Here is an 18,672-nt window from a genome sequence, read left to right as displayed (position 1 = left end):
CAGGCCATGCTCTGCGGGCTAGGCTGATACTTTCCCCCCCAAAACCAGACCCTTTCACCCTTACCGTGAGCCTCCACATGGATGGAGGCGGGGTGGGAGGGTTTCTCCTTCACAACCTTCATGAAAAATCTGAAACTCGATTACGGTCAACCATTAGCCATCGTGGCCCTGCTGCTCGTGCTCTCCACCGCTTTTGCTTTTGTCGAAGAACCCGTGACTCCGCCACCGCAGCCCCCTCGCCAGTCTAGCCCAGATTTATTCAGCCGCATGCTTGAGCAGATGAACCAAGGCCTGGCTTTTTGGATGGGTGAAAAGTGACACGATGTGTGTTGTGAGGAAGTAGCTGACCTCCTATGGGTGCCAAAGGCATGACGGCAGCGCACCCCCGCACATTCTTCCTTTCCTGGTCACGTGCCGGGGCATTTCTGGCTTTGGCAGGTGGCATGGTGAGTTGCGCGGCGATTTCTCCTGACCTGCGCCATCGCCCGCAGGCCACCGTCCGCCGCGCCGAGGTCATGGCCACCGCACAGGCATACGCTGAGCACAGATGGCGCGCGAATGCTGAGAACATTAGGCACGGCCTGGATGGGCGGGGGATCCGGGTGGATACGCCAGACAGGGATTTCCAGCCGAAGGATGGCACCCGCCCAGGGTGGTGGCTACCGGGGCAGTGGAATCAAGGCATGCCTTATCAATGGGGTGGCTTTGATACACCTCCAGAGTTTGACCGCAAAGTACGCCGTGGTTTGGCCGCTGGCGATGTCTATACCCCGGCTAAACGAGCTGGGCTGGACCATGCGGTAAGCTTAGAGGCAGCAGGGATTGACTGCTCGGGCCTGGTCTCTCGCTGCTGGCGATTGCCACGTTCCGTTTCGACACGGGAGTTGCCCCAGTTTTGCCAACGGCTCTCCAGTTACGAAGACCTGCGACCGGGAGATATTTTAAATACCACCAATGCGCATGTCGTGATCTTTGCCGGCTGGGGCGATGCCGCCCACACTCAAGTGCGGGTCTATGAAGCAGGCTGCCACCCCGACTGGAAGGTGCTGAAGCGACGAATCCGGAGAGACTTTCTAAACGTGAAAGGCTACATTCCATATCGTTACCTCGGCATGCGGGAGTGATTGGATGAATCCGCCCGCCGCGCAGGTGCGAACGTAGGCATAGAATGAAACACACCATGCGCCTCCTTACCGCCCTTTTTACTGGTCTCTTCGGTTCCTGCAGTGCAGCGACGACGCAGGCGAACCAACCTGCCCCTCAAGTCTCTGGCGTGAACCAAGATGGGGTCACGGTGAATTTCCAGGAAGTGTATCGAAAGGGTCCCACGGTGGTCTTTTTCTACCCAAAGGCAAATACCCCAGGCTGCACAGCCCAGGCCTGCTCTCTGCGGGATGCTTTTGCAGACCTGACTAAGCAGGGAGTACAGGTGCTGGGGGTTTCACTCGATGGGGTGGAGGCACAGAAGAAATTTAAAACTCAGCGGCAGCTCCCCTACGACCTGATTGCCGATCCTGAAGGGAAGATTCTGGAGGCCTTCAAAGTGGGGAAAGTGATGGGAGGCCTGCTTTCCATGGCGCAGCGGCAGTGTTTTTTGGTTAAAGATGGCAAGATCGTCTGGCATGATGACAGCGCCTCCACCTCTGGACAGGCGGCTGACATCAAAAAAGCACTCGCTGAGCTGAAGTGAAAAGAGGGTGTGATTTCGCATTGATCTTTCGGCGTCAGCCATAAGTATCTGCCTGCGTTCGACACCTTCAATTTCGCAGCTTTCTGCATGAAAATTTGCTCTATCCTGGCCCTTCTCCTTCTTTCCACGTTATGGTCCAGTGCCCAGTTGGCGTCCATGCAGTTGCCCAAAACTCTGACCTGGGTGGAGGAGTCTTCCCAGCGCGATAGCCGGGGAAACATCACGCGGACTTGCAGTGTGTATTCCATCGAAGGTGCGGACTGGAGACATGAGTTCACCAATCAAGAAGCTGAAATCGCGATCACGGTCTGCCGCAATAACACGGTGGTTTCCACCCAGACCGGAGCCGCACCCTCAGGTCCCATCCCAGAGTTGACGAAGATCTACGAGGCTCTGAGCAGCCGCGCTAAATTTGAGGTGGTGGATATCATCGGCGGCACCGGATACTCCCGCTACCGCGAATCCCTCGCCGGGGGCGGCAGCCGACTGATCTGGATGGACCGCGCGATGGGCTTCCCACGCCGCATCAGCACCACCTATCCAGATGGCAGCACCCAGGAACAGTCTCTGCGCGTGATCACCGTAGATTCGGCCAACCAACGCCGCCTTTTTGACTCCGGCACGCTGTATCCCTTTTTCGGCCATCAACTGGATGAATGGCATGCTCGTGTGAGCAAGTGAGAATTTTTTTCACCAGACTCTTTCAACATTAAAAAAACCCGGCACTGCCTGAGCAATGCCGGGTTTTTTGTGGATCTTAAAACCCGTCCCAAACGGGTGCTAAGCAGCGATTAAGCTTTCCAACCGTCGCGGTAAGCGGGGCGGGAGACGAACTTGTTCGGCGCTTCGGCATTGGAGACCTTCATGCCCTGCTTGTCCCACTGCACGCTCTGCTGAGCACGCACGGCCAGGTTGCCCAGAAGCACGAACTCGGTCAGCGGGCAGCTATAGTCGAAGTTGGAGCTTGGCAGACCGCCGTTGACGATGTGGTGAGCCCACTCGCCCTGCGGATTGTTCGGCATCACGCTGCGGGTTTCGGTTTTCTTGATTTTGCCGGCCTTCATGTCGAGACGCACCTGGGTGTAGCGCTCTTCATTGTAAATGACGGGGCTGCCGCAATAGGCTTCACCTTCAAAGACGGTGCCTTCGGTGCCGATGAACATCATGCCGCTGCTGGCTTTTTCGAAAGCCTTCTTGGCCAGCTCACTGGTCATGTGCGGGGAGATTTCAGGCTTGTTCGGCTTGCCGTCCTTGGAGCCGTCATTCCAGGAGACCTTGAGGGCTCCATGCTTGCCAGCAGGCATGTGATAGACGAGGTCAGACCACACCGGGGCGCAGGTATCCGAGATCGGGCTGCTGGTGGCGTCAATGCGCTCAGGGATGAGCTGGCCGAGGATGCTGAAGGTGGCGTCCATGATGTGGCACCCCATGTCACCCAGAGCACCGGAGCCGAACTGCCACCAGCCACGCCAGTTGAAGGGGTGGAGGCTGTTGCCGCGCTTGCCGCTCATGCCTTCAGGGATTTCAAATTCGAAATAAGGCTCCTTCGCTTCGCTGGAGAGCCAGAGGTCCCAGTCGAGGTTGGCTGGGCACTCAGCGGCCTTCTTCACCAGCGGGCCCTGGGGCCAGATGGGGCGGTTGGTCCACAGGCGGATTTCTTTCAAGGTGCCGATGGCCCCCTGCTCGATCCACTCCTTGGCCAGGCGCTGGCCTTCCATCGTACGGCCCTGGTTCCCCATCTGGGTGGTGATCTTCGCGGTCTTCGCTGCCTGGTGCAGCTCACGCACTTCGCCGATGTAGTTGCAAAGTGGCTTCTGAACGCAGACGTGCTTGTTATGCTTGATGGCATGCATCGCGGCCACGTAGTGAGTGTGGTCAGGCGTGGAGATGATGACGCCATCAATCTCATTGGCCATTTCGTCGAACATCTTGCGGAAGTCCTGATACAGCTTCGGTGCGGCAGGGGCTGCCTGGCCGGACTTCACGTGGTGGTCTTCGCGCTTCTTGGCCGCTTCATTGAGGCGGTTCATGTCCACGTCCACCAGGGCCACGATGTTGTGATCCAGCGTCACTCCTTGGGTATCGGACTGGCCTTTGCCATTGGCACCGATGACGGCAAGGTTCAGCTTCTTGCTGGCGGAGTTCTGGCCACGGAGGAGGAGGTTTGGACCTGCGAAGGCACCAGCGGCGAGGCCTGCCGTGCGGCCCAGAAAATGACGGCGTGAGATGATATTAAGACCCATGGGGTTTATGCTATGTGGTTGAGTTGGGGGAATCGAGATAAACGGCTGTTTTTTCCCGAAATTACGCCCAAATGCTAGCAACCAAGGGGTTTCCCGTCCAGTGGGCAATGTTGCACCGCTATTTACAAAGGGCTGCCTTTCCGCTAAATTCCCCCTCCCCATGAAGAAAATGCGCCTCGCCCCCCTGGCCGCCTTTGGTCTCGCACTCCTTTTCGCTCCCTTCGCTTCCGCGCAGGTGGACGATGCTGCCGAGCAGTTTTTCCGGGGTTACTTGATGAAAAAAGACGCTGAAAAGATGGAAACGGACGGCAATTTCGCCGGTGCCCTCCAGGTCTATCAGCAGATGGGGCAGATCTTTGACACCGTGGCCCAGAGCCATCCTGAATGGCAGCCGAATCTCCTGGCGAACCGCCGTGGGCTCACCCAGCAGGCCATCACACGTGTGCAGGGCCGCCTCGCGCAGCCAGCCGCAGCCCCCGCCCCTGCTCCCACGGCAGCACCCGCACCCGCAGCGGCCCCGACGATGCCCGTTTTCACTGGCAGCACGGAGGCTCCCGGCCCCGGCACCCTCGCCGCCCCGGCAGGCACCCTACCCAGCCTGAGTGATGTGCTTTCCCAGTGGGAACAAAACTACCGCCAGCGCATGCTGCAACTGGAGACCCAAAACAACCAGATGCAGATGGACCTCACGAAGTGGCAGCAGTGGTACCAGTGGGCCTCCGGAGAAATCACCACCGCCCGCGAAGATAAAGAGACCCTGGCTGGCAAGTCTGCGGCGATGGAAAAAGCCATCGAGACCATGAAACAGGAAGTGGCTGCGGGCCGCGCTGCCAATGGGCAACTCGATGCCCTGGTTAAAGAAAAGCTGAACATCGAAGTCGAGTATCGCAAAGCCTCTCAGCGCCTGACCGCTGCCGAACAAGCCTCCAAAGAAGCTTCCCAAAAATTGGCCGATGCCTCCCTGCGCATTTCCACTCTGGAAAAAGAACGCAACGAACTCCTGGTGGAGCGTGATGCCGCCGTGAAACAGCGCAACGAAGCGGTGTCTGCACGCGACATCGCCGTGCAGGAAAGGGACAAGCTCAGTGCCCAAGCCCTGGGCATGCAGACGGAAATCGAAGCCCTGAAAAAACGCGCACCGGCCAAAGACGACGTGAAACTCATCGTGGCTGAAAATGATCGCCTGAAAAAGGAATTGGAAACGGCGCAAAAGCAGGTGGCCAGCCTCCAGTCAGACGTTACCCGCAAGGACCAAGAGATCACTCAACTGCGGGGGCAGATCACCACCCTGCAAACGGAAATGACCGCCCTGCGCCAGCAGAGCGCCACCTTTCAAAACCAAGTGGCAGACCTGACCCTGCAACTCAAAAACCTGCAAGACGGTAAACCTGCCGCCATGACCCCTGAACTGGCTCAAGAAAATGAGCTGCTGCGTGAGATCATCATGCGCCAACTGCGCAGCCAATATCGCCAACAGCAGGCCAAGGACCTCGTCTTAGCGGAACTGCAAAAGATGCAGGGCGTGTCCTCCAAGCTGCTGGAGCAGGTGGAAGAGCTGCGTGGCAGCCGCATGACGCTGACACCGGATGAAGAGAAACTTTTTTCCGATCCCTCCGTTCGTGAAATGCTGGGTGGAGATGGCATCCAGGGCACCCTCATCGCCCAAGCCCCCAAACCTGCGGGCACAGCCCCGACCGAAAAGCCTGTGGATGCTCTCTTGCTGAAAGCCAACGAAGCCTTCGGTGCTCAGAAATTCAGCGAAGCCGCCGCTCTGTATGAAGACGCCCTGCGGGCTGACCCCAAGAGCACCACAGCCTTGGTCGGCCTGGGGTACTCACGCCAGCGTGAAAACAAACTCAGTGAAGCTGAGGCAGCTCTGAAAAAGTGCCTGACGATTGACCCCACTCACGAACTGGCCGCCTTTCACCTCGGCGTCACCCACTTCAAACAACAACGCTGGAACGATGCCACGGCAGCCTTTGAAAAAGGCCTGGCTAAAAACTCCAAAAATGCCCGCGCCCGCCATTACCTGGGCATCATTTCGACGAAGCTGAATTTGTTAGACCGTGCCGAGCGCGAATTTAAAACCGCTCTCGCCATTGATCCGAACTACGGGGAAGCCCACTTCAATCTGGCCGTGCTTTATGCCACCTGGGACCCTCCGCAGTGGGACAAAGCCAAGTCCGAATACGGCGAAGCGCTCAAGAAAGGCGTGGCACCTGACGAAGCGCTGGAAAAACTGCTGAAAGGCACCGGTAAATCCGTCTCCGCACGCTGATGTCCCCAAGAAGGACCTGACTTGTTATTCGCATAGTTTCGCGGCATGGTCACCCATGACTCAAACATGTGCGGTCACTGGCAAATCCTTTTCGCCTAACAAGCTGCGGCCTCTCACGGCCTTGCCTCCACAAATCGCCGACATCCTCCGCAGCACGCATCCGGAACTGAATCCAGATTCCTTGATCAGCACGGAAGTGCTCAATGAAGCGCGTCTGGACTATGTGCGACATTTATTGCAAAGCCAGTTAGGCGATCTCAATCAACTGGACGAGGAAGTCTTGCAAAGCCTGCATCGTCAGGAGCTGCTCAGCGAACACCCAGACAGCGAAGACGAGGAGGAGGGCCAGCTCACCCTGGGTGAAAAGCTTTCAGACAAGCTGGCTGAATTTGGCGGTAGCTGGACGTTCATTCTGGCCTTTGGCGGTTTCATGGCCTGCTGGATCCTCCTGAATGTCGTCCTTTTGGCAGACCGGGGCTATGACCCTTACCCCTTCATTCTGCTCAACCTCATTCTCTCCTGCTTAGCGTCCCTGCAAGCACCCGTGATCATGATGAGCCAAAATCGTCAGGAAAGCCGCGACCGGAAGCGGGCTGAAAACGATTACAAAATCAATCTCAAGGCCGAGCTCGAGATCCGCCATCTGCATGACAAAATGGACTACATGCTGCATCAGCAGGCGACTCGCCTCATGGAGGTGCAGCAGATCCAGATTGAGCTTCTACGGGAAATGGCCAAGGGCAGTTCCTATCGTCAGGGATCGTGAAAATGCCTGGCCCAATTCGTCGTTTTTCATCTCACCCCATGCTTCAGACTTTTCGTCTCCTTGCTCTCTTCCTCTTCATCCTACAGGCACCCGCCCAGGCGCAGGAGGACGAAGATGAGGGCCCTACCCCAAAAGCCTCCATCGCTCTGATCCATGGCACCGCGAAAGTGAGGCTGTATGAACCGGATGAGAACCCTCCACGGGCTATTCTGATCTTCGGTTCCGGCGATGGTGGCTGGTCTGCGTGGGAAGACGCAGTGGCCCACTGGCTGCGTGATGAGGGCGTCTATGTGGTGGGCTTTGATCTGCGCGACTACGCTGTCAAAGATTACGATCAAAAAACCTTGGCGAAGGATATGGCCACCTTAGCTGCCGATGCTACCGGACGCTGTGGCGGCAGCCGCGTCCCAGTCATCTATGGAGGCTGGAGCATGGGGGCGGTGCAGGCCGTCGCCGCAGCGGGAGGCCCGGAAAGATCCCCTTCACTGGCAGGATTGCTCCTCTTCAGCGCTGACAGCCGTGGACGCTATGGCTTGAGAGATAAAGATGAACTGGGGATCACCCCAGAAGGGCCTGGCACCTTTAGTCTTTCGGAATTCAGCTCCGCGATGAAGGACCTGCGAGTGGCCCAGTTTCATGGCGGTGCGGATTTCATGGCTTCCACCGCCTGGGTGCAGAGCCTCAGATCTGCTAAAGCTCTCTACTTGGTGCCCGGTGCCAACCATGGGTTCAATGGGCCAGACGATTCCTTCCAGCAGTGGGTATCACGCGGGGTGAATTGGGTCTTGGGTGACAATAGTGCTGCTGCACCGCCATCCCTCAGCCAACCACTTCCGCTGGGACTTTCGCCACTTTGGCCAGCAGCAGCATTGGCGATCCTGCTGGCTCTGATTTTCATTTTTTCCCGCCGCCATTCTCTGCGCTTTTTGGTGTGGGCGGTCACGATCATGGGGGCTGGAAATTTACTGGAAGCGCTGACTTTAAAATCCCCCGAAGTCCTGGACTGGATGGAACAGTGGCTGCCGCTGGGCATACGAGACAACAGCCGCCTGCTGCTGTTTTTTTCAGGCCTCGGCCTCCTGGCTCTCGCGCGTGGTTTAGGACGGCATAAACACATCGCCTGGCTGCTGACGCTGATCCTTCTCAGCGTCTCCTCCGTGGTTCACCTGACACGCGCGTTTGACTGGCATCACACCTTGGCGGCCCTGGTTTTGCTCGTCCCGCTGGTCCGCTGGCGGCACGCCTTTCTCGCCCGGTCAGACGCGCCTTCCCTGCGCTTGGCCTTTATGGCGGCACCGGTGCTGGCCCTGGGCCTGCTGATCTATGGCACCTCTGGCCTGCGCCAGTTCAGTGAGCGCGGTGAAATGGGGGAAGCTCTCACCTGGATGGATTGCATCAACGGTGCGGCCTCTGCCGTCATTCTACGGAAAAGTGAACTCGACATGGATGGCAGCCGAGATGTGCGACTTTTCCTGTCCAATCTGCGAGGCGGCAGCCTGCTCAGTGCCGTGGTGGTGCTGGGACTCATGCTCCGGCCCGTGCTCAAAAAGCGTCTGCCTGAAGCCACCCCAGAGGAACGTGCGCAGGTGGAGCAGCTCATCATTCAGCATGGCCGAGATCCCATGGATAGTTTTGCTCTGCTGGAGGACAAACGTTACTTCTTCAGCGGAGACAGCTCGGGCTGCATCGCCTATGCCTTGTGGCGTAAGTATGCCGTCGCTCTAGCCGACCCTATTTGCCCTGAAGAAGCCCGGCCTGGCCTGATCTCCGCCTTTGCTCAATATTGTGCCCGGCAAGATTGGGAGCCTGTGTTTTACTGTGCCCACGTCAACAACCGTTCCCTCTATGAGGAAGCCGGATTCGTCATCGTGAAAGTGGGCGAAGATGCACGCCTGGACGCAGCCGATTTTAAACTGGAAGGCGGTAAGTTTCAGAACCTCCGCACAGCCCGCAACAAAGCACGAAAAAACGGCCTCACTTATCAATGGTATGATGCCACCCCGGCACCCGATCACGGCCTGGAAGCACAGCTTCAACTGTTATCACAGAATTGGTTAGAAAACAAACACGGGGGTGAGATGACCTTTGATCTCGGAAGTTTTGATCTTCAGATGATTCGCCAGCGAGGGGTCTCCATCGTGCGTAACCCAGAGGGCCGCATTGAGGCCTTTGCCACCTGGTGGCCTTACGCCCAGGGGAAAGGCCGTTGTCTCGATCTCATGCGTGGCCGGGAGGATGTGCGAGATGTCATGGACTTTTTAATCGTGGAAGCCATTGACCACTTCAAAACACTCGCAGTGGAACAGATCAGCCTGGGCAATGCGCCGCTGGCCAATGTGGAAGCGGGGGAAGAAAATGCGGTGCTGACCCGTGAGGACCGAGCCGTGAAATTCTTGTTTGATAATTTCGACCGATTTTACGGCTACAAAAGCCTCTTCAACTTCAAAAAGAAGTACCAGCCGGAGTGGCAGGGGCGCTATCTCGCTTATCGCCCGCGCACGCCTTTGACCATGGTGGCACTGGCTGTGGCGGGGGTTCATTTACCCAAAGGCTTTCGAGGACTCATCGGCTCCTAAAACAGGCCTTGTGAAAGCGCTTTTTCGACTGCCTCATGGATGATCACTGCATGCTGTCTCCTGCCCCGCTCATCTCCACCGCTCTGGTCTCCTGGTTTCGCCAAAACGGGCGCGACTACCCGTGGCGGCAGACGCGGGATGCGTATGCCATTTTGGTCTCGGAGATCATGCTGCAGCAGACGCAGATCAGCACCGTGCTGGATCGTGGGTATTATGCGCGCTGGCTGGCGCTCTTTCCAGATTTTGCCACTCTGGCGGCCGCTTCTGAAAGTGAGATCCTAAAGGCCTGGGAGGGGCTGGGTTACTACCGGCGCGCGCGCAATTTGCAGAAGCTGGCGCAAGCAGTGGTGGCTGAGCACGGCGGCCTATTCCCAGCGGACCCCACCGCCATCCGTGCCCTGCCCGGCATCGGCCCTTACACGGCGGGGGCCATTTCCAGCTTTGCCTACGGCCTGGCAGAACCCATCGTGGATGGCAATGTGGCTCGTGTCCTTTCGCGCCTGGATAATGATGCCACGCCCATTGACTCCACGGCTGGCAGCAAGCGTCTCTGGGAGCGCGCGACGGAGCTGGTCCAAGCCACCGATGATCCTCGCGCCCTCAATTCCGCCCTCATGGAGCTGGGCCAGACCCTCTGCAAACCGACACAGCCTTTGTGCCCACAGTGCCCCGTAAAAAAATACTGCCAAGCCACGGCTCCCACGTCATTGCCCGTGAAAGCGAACAAGACGCAGATCACCGAAGTCACCGAGCGCGTCGTTTTCCTCCAGACCGCTGAGGGCGTGCTACTAGAGCAAGAGACAGGTGCCCGCCGCACGGGCCTGTGGAAGCTACCCGCCCTGCCGGAAAACCTGGCGGGCACTCCTCCAGCGGTCTTGCTCAAGATGAACTACGGCATCACCCGCTACAAAGTGACGCTGTGGGTGCATGAACTCCCTCCCACCCCCGCGCAGGCTTGGCCGGAGAACCATCGGCTGATTCCACACCGAGACCTCGCCACCCTGGCTATGCCTAGCCCGTACCGGAAAGCGCTGGATAAGCTGCTGGCCCATTCGGCTTTTACTCTAGAGGCCTGAGACTGGGGCACCTTGCACCTTGAAGACGGGCCTTCCTGCTGCTACGTCCTCAGCTTATGTCTAAAGGTCAGGGCAAAACTGCCACGCATTTCTTCCATCTCGGCTCCGAGGCCGAACCCTTCGTCTTTGCCAATGGCGACTCCCTGCCTGGCATCACGGTGGCCTATGAGATGTATGGCAAACTGAACGCCAAAAAGTCCAATGCCATCCTGCTTTTCCACGCGCTCTCCGGCAGCCAGCACGCCGCCGGCCACACGGAGGAAGTGGAAGGCACCGATGACCGCTGGACCAATGATATCAAGGCAGGCTGGTGGGACCTTTTCATCGGCCCTGGCAAAGCACTGGATACCAAACGCTACTGCGTCATCTGCGCCAACTACCTGGGCGGGTGCTACGGCAGCAGCGGCCCGGCATCCATCAATCCGGCCACGGGCAAACCCTACGGCAGCGCTTTCCCACCCGTGCTCACCACCGATGTGGTGCGCAGCCAGATCGCCCTGCTGGATCACCTCGGCATCGAGCAACTGCACGCCGTCATCGGCACCAGCATTGGCGGTCTTCTGGCCTTGAACCTAGCCACCCTTTACCCGGAGCGCGTGCGCATCGTCATGCCTGTGGCCACGGGGCTTAAGACCACCGTGCTCACCCGCCTGACATTGTTTGAGCAGGTCATGGCCATCGAAAACGATCCCCACTTTCACGGCGGGGATTATTACGACGGCCCTCCCCCAGCCTACGGCCTCGCCCTGGCGCGGATGATCTCGCACAAGACCTTCGTGCACTTAGACGCCATCGAAAAACGGGCCAAGGACACCGTCAGCCAGCCGGATGGCCAGCTTTCCTGGTACAAGGTGGGGCACAACGTCGAAAGTTACATGCTCCACCAGGGCAAAAAATTCGTCAGCCGCTTCGATGCCAACAGCTACCTGCGCATCATCAACATGTGGCTGCGCTTTGACCCGCTGCGCGATGCCGGGGTGGACAACTACGAGCAGCTCTTTGCCCGCAGCACCGCTGCAGGCCATCACTACCTCGTCTTCAGCATTGATTCAGACTTCTGTTTCTACCCTGAAGAGCAGGCGGAAATGGTCAGCGCCCTGGAAAAAGCCAGGACCTCCTCCATGCACATCACCGTGCACTCAGCCAAAGGCCACGACTCCTTCCTCCTGGAACCCGAGCTCTACACCCCCCACCTCGTTTACACCCTCGAAGGCCGCGCCCATCGCGACTCCGTGGATGGTCAAGTGGCAGAGGTGGAGTGAATTGAATAGACTCGGTCAAAAGGCGAAGCAGTCGCAGCCGGAGCCCCAGAGTTGGCCGAGAGGTTTCGGGCCGGGCGCGGGACCGCTGCGCTGCATGGTGCGCGGGGCGGCCCAGGGGGCGAAGGAGACGGTGCGCTCGCTGCGGATGAAGCCGGGCGCACCGTAGCCGCCGAACTTGGCCACGGGCGACCAATCGGGCATGACGGGTAGGTCGGCAGGGCCTTGATTTTTAAACTCGGCGTCGGCCCAGACGACCCGGCCACCCAGCAGCGTGAGCACACTGTGGAGGCCTTTGATCTCTTCTTCCGGCACGCCGAAGTAGTCTCCACTCAGCACGATAAGGTCGGCGAGCTGGCCAGGTTTCAGCACGCCTTTTTTCTCTTCGTCGCGGCTGAACCAAGCGCTGCCTTGGGTGTAGAGGCGCAGGGCTTCTTCGCGGGTGAGGCAGTTTTTTTCTGGGTATAAATTCAGCCCGCCGACGGTGCGCCCGGTGACTAACCAGTAGAGGGAATTCCACGGGTTGTAGTTGGCCACGCGAGTGGCATCTGTGCCAGCGCCCACGGGCACGCCCATCTCCAGCATGCGCCGCACAGGGGGCGTGCGCTCGGCAGCGGCAGCGCCGTAGCGGTCCACAAAATACTCACCCTGGAAGGCCATGCGGTGCTGAATGGCGATGCCGCCACCGAGGGCCTTCACACGCTCGATGTTTTTGTCACTGATCGTTTCGCAGTGATCGAAGAACCAGTGCAGTCCCTCCAGCGGGGCTTCTTGATTCACTTCTTCAAAGACATTCAAAAAGCGCGTGATGCTCTCCTCATACGTGGCATGCAGACGGAAGGGCCAGCGGTTCTTCGCCAGCAGGGTGACCACCTCTTTAAGATCTGTCTCCAAGGTGGGCGGCAGGTCCGGGCGGGGCTCGAGAAAATCCTCAAAATCTGCGGCGCTAAAGACGAGCATCTCTCCAGCGCCATTGACGCGGTAGTAATCATCTCCGGAGTCGGGCTGAGTCATGCCGATCCAGCGGGCAAAGTCGGCTTTCTCCTGCCCCTTGTTTTGGGTGAATAGATTGTAGGCGATGCGCAGGGTCAGCTCGCCGCGTTTATGCAGCTCAGTCACCACCTCGTAGTCATCGGGATAATTTTGAAAGCCGCCGCCCGCATCGCAAACACTGGTTAGGCCGAGGCGGTTCAGCTCGCGCATGAAATGGCGGGTGGAGTTGTACTGGTACTCCAGTGGCAGCTTGGGCCCTTTGGCCAGAGTGGCGTAGAGGATCATGGCATTGGGCCGGGCGATGAGCAGGCCGGTGGGGTCGCCATTTTTATCCCGCTGGATTTCGCCACCGGGCGGGTTGGGTGAGTTACGGTCATAGCCCACGGCGCGGAGGGCGGCGCGGTTCAGCATCGCATGACAGTAGAGGTGCAGGATGAAAACGGGGGTGTCAGGAGCGGCGGTATTGATCTCCTCCAGCGTGGGCATCCGGCGCTCCTGGAACTGAAATTCACTCCACCCACCCACCACGCGCACCCACTGTGGGGCGGGGGTGCGGTCGGCCTGGATCTTCAGCAGGGCGAGGGCATCGTGGACGGAGCTCACGCCATCCCAGCGCAGTTCCAGATTGTAGTTCAAGCCGCCACGGATGACGTGCAGGTGGCTGTCATAGAGACCGGGGACGACGCGGCGGCCTTGGAGGTCAATGCGGCGTGTCTGTGGGGTGGAGATGTCTGCGTATTCCTCGCCCTCATCCACGCCCAGGATACGGCCCCCGCCGATGGCCATATTGCGGGCTTCTGGGTAGGCGGGATCCAGCGTGGTGATGCGGCCATTGTACAAGATCAAGTCAGCCTGAGTGGTGGTATCGAGAGACATCGAAGTGAGAGTGCGTGAAGATTTAACCAAGGGGGGCTCATGCCTGAATCAGCGCCCACCGCCTAACCAAAAGAAGAATCCAATCTGAATTTAAAAGCGCCTATGCCTTACTCCTGCGGGTGCAGCCAACGGTGCAGCAGCTTAGTCACGACTGGCATCACCAGCCAGGTGAGGGCCACCACCATGCAGCCGGAGATGACGAGGGCGGACAGGGGCCGGGGCAGCGTGTGCAGGTGTGGGGCTAACAATAGGCCTAACAATAAGCTGGTGGGATAAACCCCCGCCCAGGTGGCCAGCGCCATCTTCCACCGGGGTGGGCGCGGTGCATCAGGCTGGCGAAACCAGGCCTCCAGCCCATGCAGGTCCCGGAACACGGGCGCGCCATCGGTGAGGTGGGCGATCTCTTTTTCCCAGTCCAAGTAGGCCGAGGAGGTGTAAAACGCATCCCGATCTGCCGCGCTGGCAAAGGTGCGCAGGATGCCGTACTCGGCATTTTTTGCGCCGGGGGCGGGATGCAGCATCTGCACTCCACGTGTGCCCGGGATCTCAAGCGAACGTTGGGCAAATCGGCTGAGCCTTTGTTCAAACTCAGCCTCGCTACCGGGGCGGACGTGGCGGGTGATGGCAACATGGATGCTCATGATGAAACGCGGGGCGGGAGTAAAGAAGGAGAGTGGAAAGAAGGCCGCAGCGGCTAGCCGCTGGCTTCATCCTTCCACTCCCTGCCGATGTGGAGAGGATCAATGTTTCAGCCCGCCGGTCACCACCTGGGGTACTTGGGCAGATTGAGGGGCCTTGTGCACCATGGTGTAGGCATATTCCACACCGACGCCATAGGCACCGCCTTGAGATTTGAGGATGTCCATGAGGTTGTTGTAATGCCCACGGTTTTTCCAGTCGCGTTGCCATTCCAACAGCGCGGGGATCGTGGTGAGACGGGTGGCCCCGGCCTGGACCATGCGGCTCATGGCGGCCTCATGCGCGGCAGGGGAAGTGGCCCCGCAGCAGTCCTCCACCACGTAAATGTTGTAGCCTGCGCCGATCATCTCAATCGTGGGCCAGGTCACACACACCTCCGTCCACAGCCCAGTCATGAGAATGTTCTTTTTCCCCGTCGCTTCAATGGCCGCGCGAAAGCCAGCATCGTCCCAGGAATTCATGGAGGTTCGCTCCACGATGGGCTGGCCAGGGAACACATCCAGAAGCTGAGGCCAAATGTAGCCGCTGAAGGACTCCGTCTCCACGGCGGTGAGCACGGTGGGGACGTTAAATTCCTTCGCCACTTTGGCCAGGAGGGTGACATTGTTGATCAAGGTGGCGCGATCAATGTTCGCGACGCCGAAGGTCATCTGCGGCTGATGGTCAATGAAAACCACGGCCGTATCCTCAGCCGTGAAGAGTTGGTGATAGTGACTCATGGTAACACAAAGGGTGATGCTGTTTATTTACCCGAAAGGACAGCCATTCTGCCGCGAAAACAAAAACCGCACAATTAGGCACAAAAAAGTGCCTACCCTGCTTGCGCTCCCACCCCCGACCATGCTTTAAAAGCGAGTATGAAGGAACCCCGAGTGCAATGCCATGTGGAAGAGTTGCTGCGCATGATCGGCGGCCGTTGGAAGGTCGTCCTGCTGCGCGAGCTGGATGCCTGCCCGCAACGCCACGGGCAACTCCTGCGCCGCCTGACGGGCATCACCCAAAAAATGCTCACTCAGCGGCTCCGGGAAATGGAGGCGGATGGCCTCATCCAGCGGCGCGACTTTCAAGAGGGCCGCGTGAAACTGGTGGAGTACTCCCTGACCGATTGGGGCCGCACCGTGATGGTCATCGTCATGGACATCCACCACTGGACGGTGAGCCATCAGGAACATTTTTCAGCGAGAGCGGAGAAAGTGGCCGTGATGTGAGGGCACGTGACGACGGAGAGCGCCCGCGGCGTGAATTCCACAAAGACCTTCGCTCACTCTCCCCGGCCAAGCCGCGCAATCACATCCTCATCGGCTTTGCAATGCCACAGCTTCCCCGATGCCGGAGGCATCGCAGCGGGTAGCCAGAAGTAGTGAGCCCTAGCGAACGCACCCCTGGTTAGGCCAAAACATGCGCACTCACCGTCGCATCCCGGCAGGGATGCCAGAGGGGTGAGCATCCCACATGACCTTCGCTCGCTCTCCTCGGCCAAGCCGCCCAATCACATGCCCATTGGCTTTGCGATCCCACAGCTTCCCCGATGCCAGAGGCATCACAGCGGGTAGCCAGGGGTAAGTGAGCCCTAGCGAACGCACCCCTGGTTAGGCCAAAACACACCCACTCACCGTCACATCCCGGCAGGGATGCCAGCAGGGTGGTTGCACAATCAAGCCTTTACTCGCCCTCCTCGGCCAGCCCCCCAATTACATGCCCATCGGCTTTGCGATCCCAAAACACTCCGATGCCGGAGGCATCGCAGCCGGTAGCCAGAGGTAAGTGAGCCTTAGCGAACGCACCCCTGGTTAGGCCAAAACACCCCCACTCACCGTCGCATCCCGGCAGGGATGCCAGCGGGGTGGTTGCACAATAAAGCCTTCGCTCACTCTTCTCGGCCACGCCGCCCGGTCACATCCCCATCGGCTGGTCTTCGCCGATCACCTTGACCTCCATCTCCAACTGCACGCCGCGCTCACGCTGGGCGATCTCCTGGATCTCGGCGACGAGGTCGAGGACTTCACGGGCGGTAGCACCGCCGCTGTTGACGATGAAGTTGCCATGGATGTCGGAAACGATGGCGGCGCCGACGCTGCGACCTTTGAGGCCCAGTTCGTCAATGAGCTTGCCTGCCCCGCAGACTTCCGGGTTCTTGAAGGCACAACCTGCGCTCGCCCCCACGGGCTGGCTGGTGCGGCGCTTTTGATGAGAGGCGGCGAGTTTCGCATCAATCTCGGCCTGGGGAGCGGGACTGCCTTTCAGCACGGCAGAGACGATGTAGCGCTCTTCAAATTCCGGCACGTTGCGGTAGTGATGCACGATCTCAGCCAGAGGCTTTTCTTTGATCTGGCCATCGGTATCAATGAATCGCACGCTGACGATTTGGTCGAACGTTTCTGTGCCCATGGCCCCGGCGTTCATGCGGATGGCACCGCCCAGATTTCCAGGCACACCCTCCATCCATTCAAACCCACCCAGCCCAGCATTGCGGGCCGCACTGGCGATCTTTTTCAACCGTGCGCCGACTCCAACAATGAGGGTCTGCCCTTCCACACGCACCTCTTCGAAGTCCCCTTTGGCCGGATGGATCACTGCACCGCGAATGCCACCATCTTTGACCAGTAGATTTGACCCGCGCCCGATAACGCGAATGGGCACCGACTGGGAGCGCAGGTAACGAACGATCTCGGCAAAACCCTCCACGGTCCGTGGCTCCACCCAATACTGGGCTGGGCCGCCGATGAGGAAGGTGGTGTGGCGATTCATCGGTTCATACAGCCGCGCTGCACCGCCGCCGTGATCTTCCAAAAGCGCCCACAGTTGCTCCAAAACAGGCAGGTCCTTGGCAATGCAGCGCCCCACTTCATGCACGTTTCCTGCACCGAGCGTGATGAGCAGATCTCCTGGCCGCAGCGCATTTCCCACCTTGTCGCGAGACAGGAGCAGGGTCGGCGTGGACTGGGCTTTGGCGGCGGATTGCGCTTTCACTTCTTCCACGATCGTCTCACCACTGACACCAGGCAGCGGCTTTTCACTGGCCGCATAAACGTCCGTAACAAAAAGTTCGTCCACGTCACCAAAGCTCGCGCCAAACTCTTTCTTTAGCAGTTGCGTGCGGCTGTACCGGTGTGGCTGAAAGAGGCAGACGATGCGCTTTGGCTGCAATCCCTTGGCCGTGGCCAGCGTGGCTGCAATCTCGCTGGGGTGATGGCCGTAGTCATCCACTACGGTGAAGCGCTCGCCACTGTGACGGATCTCAAAGCGGCGTTTCGCCCCGCGAAAGCTTTTCAACGCATGCTGGATGTTTTCAAACGGCACGCCCAGCCGAGTGGCCAAAGCGATGGCGGCGAGAGCGTTCGAGACATTGTGCTTGCCGGGGATTCCCAGGGTCGCGACGCCTAACAAAGTATTCTTTTGATACACTTCGAAGTCCGAATGGTCCGGCTTCATGGCCAGGATGTTGGCGGAGAAATCAAAGTCGCGAGACCAGCCGTAGCTCACGCCCTGAGGGCCCGCACAGACTTCCCGTGCCACGGGATCTTCCGCACAGTGCACCCAGTGCCCAGGGGTCTGGGACAGCAGCCGGCGGAACACGTCTTTGATGGCCTCGATGCCATCGTAAAAGTCCAGGTGCTCGGCCTCGATGTTCAGGATGATGGAATGCTCCGGGTGGAAGTTCACCAGCGTACCGTCGCTTTCATCGCCTTCAGCCACGAAGAGTTCGCCCTCGGGGTCCCAGTGCGCATTGGCCCCCAGAATAGGGATTTCCGCCCCCACGTAGTGACTGGGTTTCAGGCCGCCCTGGCGCAAAACGTGGGCAGTGAGGGCGGAGGTGGTGGTCTTGCCATGGGTGCCGCCTACGACCACGCCCTTCTTATGGGCCATCACGGCGGCCAGGGCCTCGGCCCGGCGCACCAGGGGGATGCCCTGCTTGTAGGCCGCCTCATAGGCCACGTTCCCAGGCTTGATGGCGCTGGAGTAGATGACCATGTCGCACTCTTCCACTTCCTTTTCAGAATGGGGGGAAAAGAAATTCAGTCCCAGCTTCACCAGCCGATCCGTCTCCAGCGTGGTGACTTTGTCCGATCCATTGACCTTATGCCCCAGGGCCAGCAGCAGGGAGGCCAGCCCACTCATGCCCGACCCGGCCACGCCGATGAGGTCAATGCGCATGGGGTGACGGCTTTCTTTGAGGAGGCTGAGGACGGCGTGAGACATGGGAAGCGCCCATGGT

The 18,672-nt window shown here is 59.1% G+C and carries 15 protein-coding genes; 10 read left to right on the top strand and 5 right to left on the bottom strand.

Features of this window, described 5'->3' with window-relative positions; translation table 11 throughout:
- The first annotated feature begins 120 nt into the window (after positions 1–120).
- The 4 genes from HNQ64_RS13455 to HNQ64_RS13440 all read left to right on the top strand — a co-directional run bounded on the left by HNQ64_RS13455 (position 121) and on the right by HNQ64_RS13440 (position 2,371).
- Positions 121–318 (top strand): hypothetical protein, encoded by a 198-nt coding sequence (locus tag HNQ64_RS13455; protein WP_184209428.1) that lies wholly within the window; start codon positions 121–123, stop codon positions 316–318.
- 50 nt (positions 319–368) lie between these two features.
- Complete coding sequence (locus tag HNQ64_RS13450; protein WP_221305449.1) at positions 369–1,124, top strand: NlpC/P60 family protein; 756 nt, start codon at positions 369–371, stop codon at positions 1,122–1,124.
- Positions 1,125–1,180: 56 nt separating this feature from the next.
- On the top strand, positions 1,181–1,690 hold the full coding sequence (locus HNQ64_RS13445) for a peroxiredoxin (protein ID WP_246431050.1): 510 nt from the start codon (positions 1,181–1,183) through the stop codon (positions 1,688–1,690).
- Between the two features lie 87 nt (positions 1,691–1,777).
- Positions 1,778–2,371, top strand: a complete 594-nt coding sequence (locus HNQ64_RS13440) for a hypothetical protein (RefSeq protein WP_184209422.1) — start codon at positions 1,778–1,780, stop codon at positions 2,369–2,371.
- Between the two features lie 110 nt (positions 2,372–2,481).
- On the opposite strand, the gene HNQ64_RS13435 is transcribed toward HNQ64_RS13440, so the two are convergent.
- Positions 2,482–3,933, bottom strand: a complete 1,452-nt coding sequence (locus HNQ64_RS13435) for a Gfo/Idh/MocA family protein (RefSeq protein ID WP_184209420.1) — start codon at positions 3,931–3,933, stop codon at positions 2,482–2,484.
- A gap of 169 nt (positions 3,934–4,102) precedes the next feature.
- On the opposite strand from HNQ64_RS13435, the gene HNQ64_RS13430 reads away from it, so the two are divergent.
- From HNQ64_RS13430 to metX, 5 genes are read left to right on the top strand one after another with little or no spacing between them, the layout of a single operon-like run.
- Entirely contained in the window at positions 4,103–6,211 is a 2,109-nt protein-coding gene (locus HNQ64_RS13430) for a tetratricopeptide repeat protein (RefSeq protein WP_184209418.1), read from the top strand.
- A gap of 55 nt (positions 6,212–6,266) precedes the next feature.
- The gene (locus HNQ64_RS13425; protein WP_184209417.1) at positions 6,267–6,977 is read left to right on the top strand and encodes a DUF1003 domain-containing protein; all 711 of its coding nucleotides are present in this window, start codon (positions 6,267–6,269) and stop codon (positions 6,975–6,977) included.
- Positions 6,978–7,015: 38 nt separating this feature from the next.
- Entirely contained in the window at positions 7,016–9,553 is a 2,538-nt protein-coding gene (locus tag HNQ64_RS13420) for a phosphatidylglycerol lysyltransferase domain-containing protein (RefSeq protein ID WP_184209415.1), read from the top strand.
- Between the two features lie 50 nt (positions 9,554–9,603).
- The gene (locus HNQ64_RS13415) at positions 9,604–10,629 is read left to right on the top strand and encodes an A/G-specific adenine glycosylase (RefSeq protein ID WP_184209413.1); all 1,026 of its coding nucleotides are present in this window, start codon (positions 9,604–9,606) and stop codon (positions 10,627–10,629) included.
- Between the two features lie 56 nt (positions 10,630–10,685).
- Entirely contained in the window at positions 10,686–11,891 is a 1,206-nt protein-coding gene (metX, locus tag HNQ64_RS13410; RefSeq protein WP_184209411.1) for a homoserine O-acetyltransferase MetX, read from the top strand.
- A gap of 15 nt (positions 11,892–11,906) precedes the next feature.
- On the opposite strand, the gene HNQ64_RS13405 is transcribed toward metX, so the two are convergent.
- The 3 genes from HNQ64_RS13405 to HNQ64_RS13395 all read right to left on the bottom strand — a co-directional run bounded on the left by HNQ64_RS13405 (position 11,907) and on the right by HNQ64_RS13395 (position 15,175).
- On the bottom strand, positions 11,907–13,757 hold the full coding sequence (locus tag HNQ64_RS13405; protein WP_184209409.1) for an amidohydrolase: 1,851 nt from the start codon (positions 13,755–13,757) through the stop codon (positions 11,907–11,909).
- A gap of 107 nt (positions 13,758–13,864) precedes the next feature.
- Entirely contained in the window at positions 13,865–14,398 is a 534-nt protein-coding gene (locus tag HNQ64_RS13400; protein ID WP_184209406.1) for an antibiotic biosynthesis monooxygenase, read from the bottom strand.
- A gap of 99 nt (positions 14,399–14,497) precedes the next feature.
- Entirely contained in the window at positions 14,498–15,175 is a 678-nt protein-coding gene (locus HNQ64_RS13395) for a hydrolase (RefSeq protein WP_184209404.1), read from the bottom strand.
- A 138-nt stretch (positions 15,176–15,313) separates the two neighbouring features.
- Between HNQ64_RS13395 and HNQ64_RS13390 the strand changes: the two genes are divergently transcribed.
- Positions 15,314–15,664 (top strand): winged helix-turn-helix transcriptional regulator, encoded by a 351-nt coding sequence (locus HNQ64_RS13390; RefSeq protein WP_184209402.1) that lies wholly within the window; start codon positions 15,314–15,316, stop codon positions 15,662–15,664.
- 685 nt (positions 15,665–16,349) lie between these two features.
- Here HNQ64_RS13390 and murC read toward each other — a convergent pair.
- Positions 16,350–18,656 carry a UDP-N-acetylmuramate--L-alanine ligase gene (gene murC / locus HNQ64_RS13385; protein WP_184209400.1) on the bottom strand — a complete coding sequence of 769 codons (2,307 nt, stop codon included), beginning with the start codon at positions 18,654–18,656 and terminating at the stop codon, positions 16,350–16,352.
- Between the last annotated feature and the right edge of the window lie 16 nt (positions 18,657–18,672).

The sequence above is a fragment of the Prosthecobacter dejongeii genome (assembly GCF_014203045.1).
Taxonomy (GTDB): domain Bacteria; phylum Verrucomicrobiota; class Verrucomicrobiia; order Verrucomicrobiales; family Verrucomicrobiaceae; genus Prosthecobacter; species Prosthecobacter dejongeii.
This window is presented reverse-complemented; position numbering and strand designations above follow the sequence as displayed.

Excerpts from the sequence above, each read along its gene's own strand:
- HNQ64_RS13430 (WP_184209418.1), top strand. The coding sequence starts at position 4,103 with ATGCGCCTCGCCCCCCTGGCCGCCTTTGGTCTCGCACTCCTTTTCGCT.
- murC (WP_184209400.1), bottom strand. The coding sequence starts at position 18,656 with ATGTCTCACGCCGTCCTCAGCCTCCTCAAAGAAAGCCGTCACCCCATG.
- HNQ64_RS13440 (WP_184209422.1), top strand. The coding sequence starts at position 1,778 with ATGAAAATTTGCTCTATCCTGGCCCTTCTCCTTCTTTCCACGTTATGG.
- HNQ64_RS13400 (WP_184209406.1), bottom strand. The coding sequence starts at position 14,398 with ATGAGCATCCATGTTGCCATCACCCGCCACGTCCGCCCCGGTAGCGAG.
- HNQ64_RS13425 (WP_184209417.1), top strand. The coding sequence starts at position 6,267 with ATGACTCAAACATGTGCGGTCACTGGCAAATCCTTTTCGCCTAACAAG.
- HNQ64_RS13445 (WP_246431050.1), top strand. The coding sequence starts at position 1,181 with ATGCGCCTCCTTACCGCCCTTTTTACTGGTCTCTTCGGTTCCTGCAGT.
- HNQ64_RS13420 (WP_184209415.1), top strand. The coding sequence starts at position 7,016 with ATGCTTCAGACTTTTCGTCTCCTTGCTCTCTTCCTCTTCATCCTACAG.
- HNQ64_RS13455 (WP_184209428.1), top strand. The coding sequence starts at position 121 with ATGAAAAATCTGAAACTCGATTACGGTCAACCATTAGCCATCGTGGCC.
- HNQ64_RS13405 (WP_184209409.1), bottom strand. The coding sequence starts at position 13,757 with ATGTCTCTCGATACCACCACTCAGGCTGACTTGATCTTGTACAATGGC.
- HNQ64_RS13395 (WP_184209404.1), bottom strand. The coding sequence starts at position 15,175 with ATGAGTCACTATCACCAACTCTTCACGGCTGAGGATACGGCCGTGGTT.
- metX (WP_184209411.1), top strand. The coding sequence starts at position 10,686 with ATGTCTAAAGGTCAGGGCAAAACTGCCACGCATTTCTTCCATCTCGGC.
- HNQ64_RS13450 (WP_221305449.1), top strand. The coding sequence starts at position 369 with ATGACGGCAGCGCACCCCCGCACATTCTTCCTTTCCTGGTCACGTGCC.
- HNQ64_RS13390 (WP_184209402.1), top strand. The coding sequence starts at position 15,314 with ATGAAGGAACCCCGAGTGCAATGCCATGTGGAAGAGTTGCTGCGCATG.
- HNQ64_RS13415 (WP_184209413.1), top strand. The coding sequence starts at position 9,604 with ATGCTGTCTCCTGCCCCGCTCATCTCCACCGCTCTGGTCTCCTGGTTT.
- HNQ64_RS13435 (WP_184209420.1), bottom strand. The coding sequence starts at position 3,933 with ATGGGTCTTAATATCATCTCACGCCGTCATTTTCTGGGCCGCACGGCA.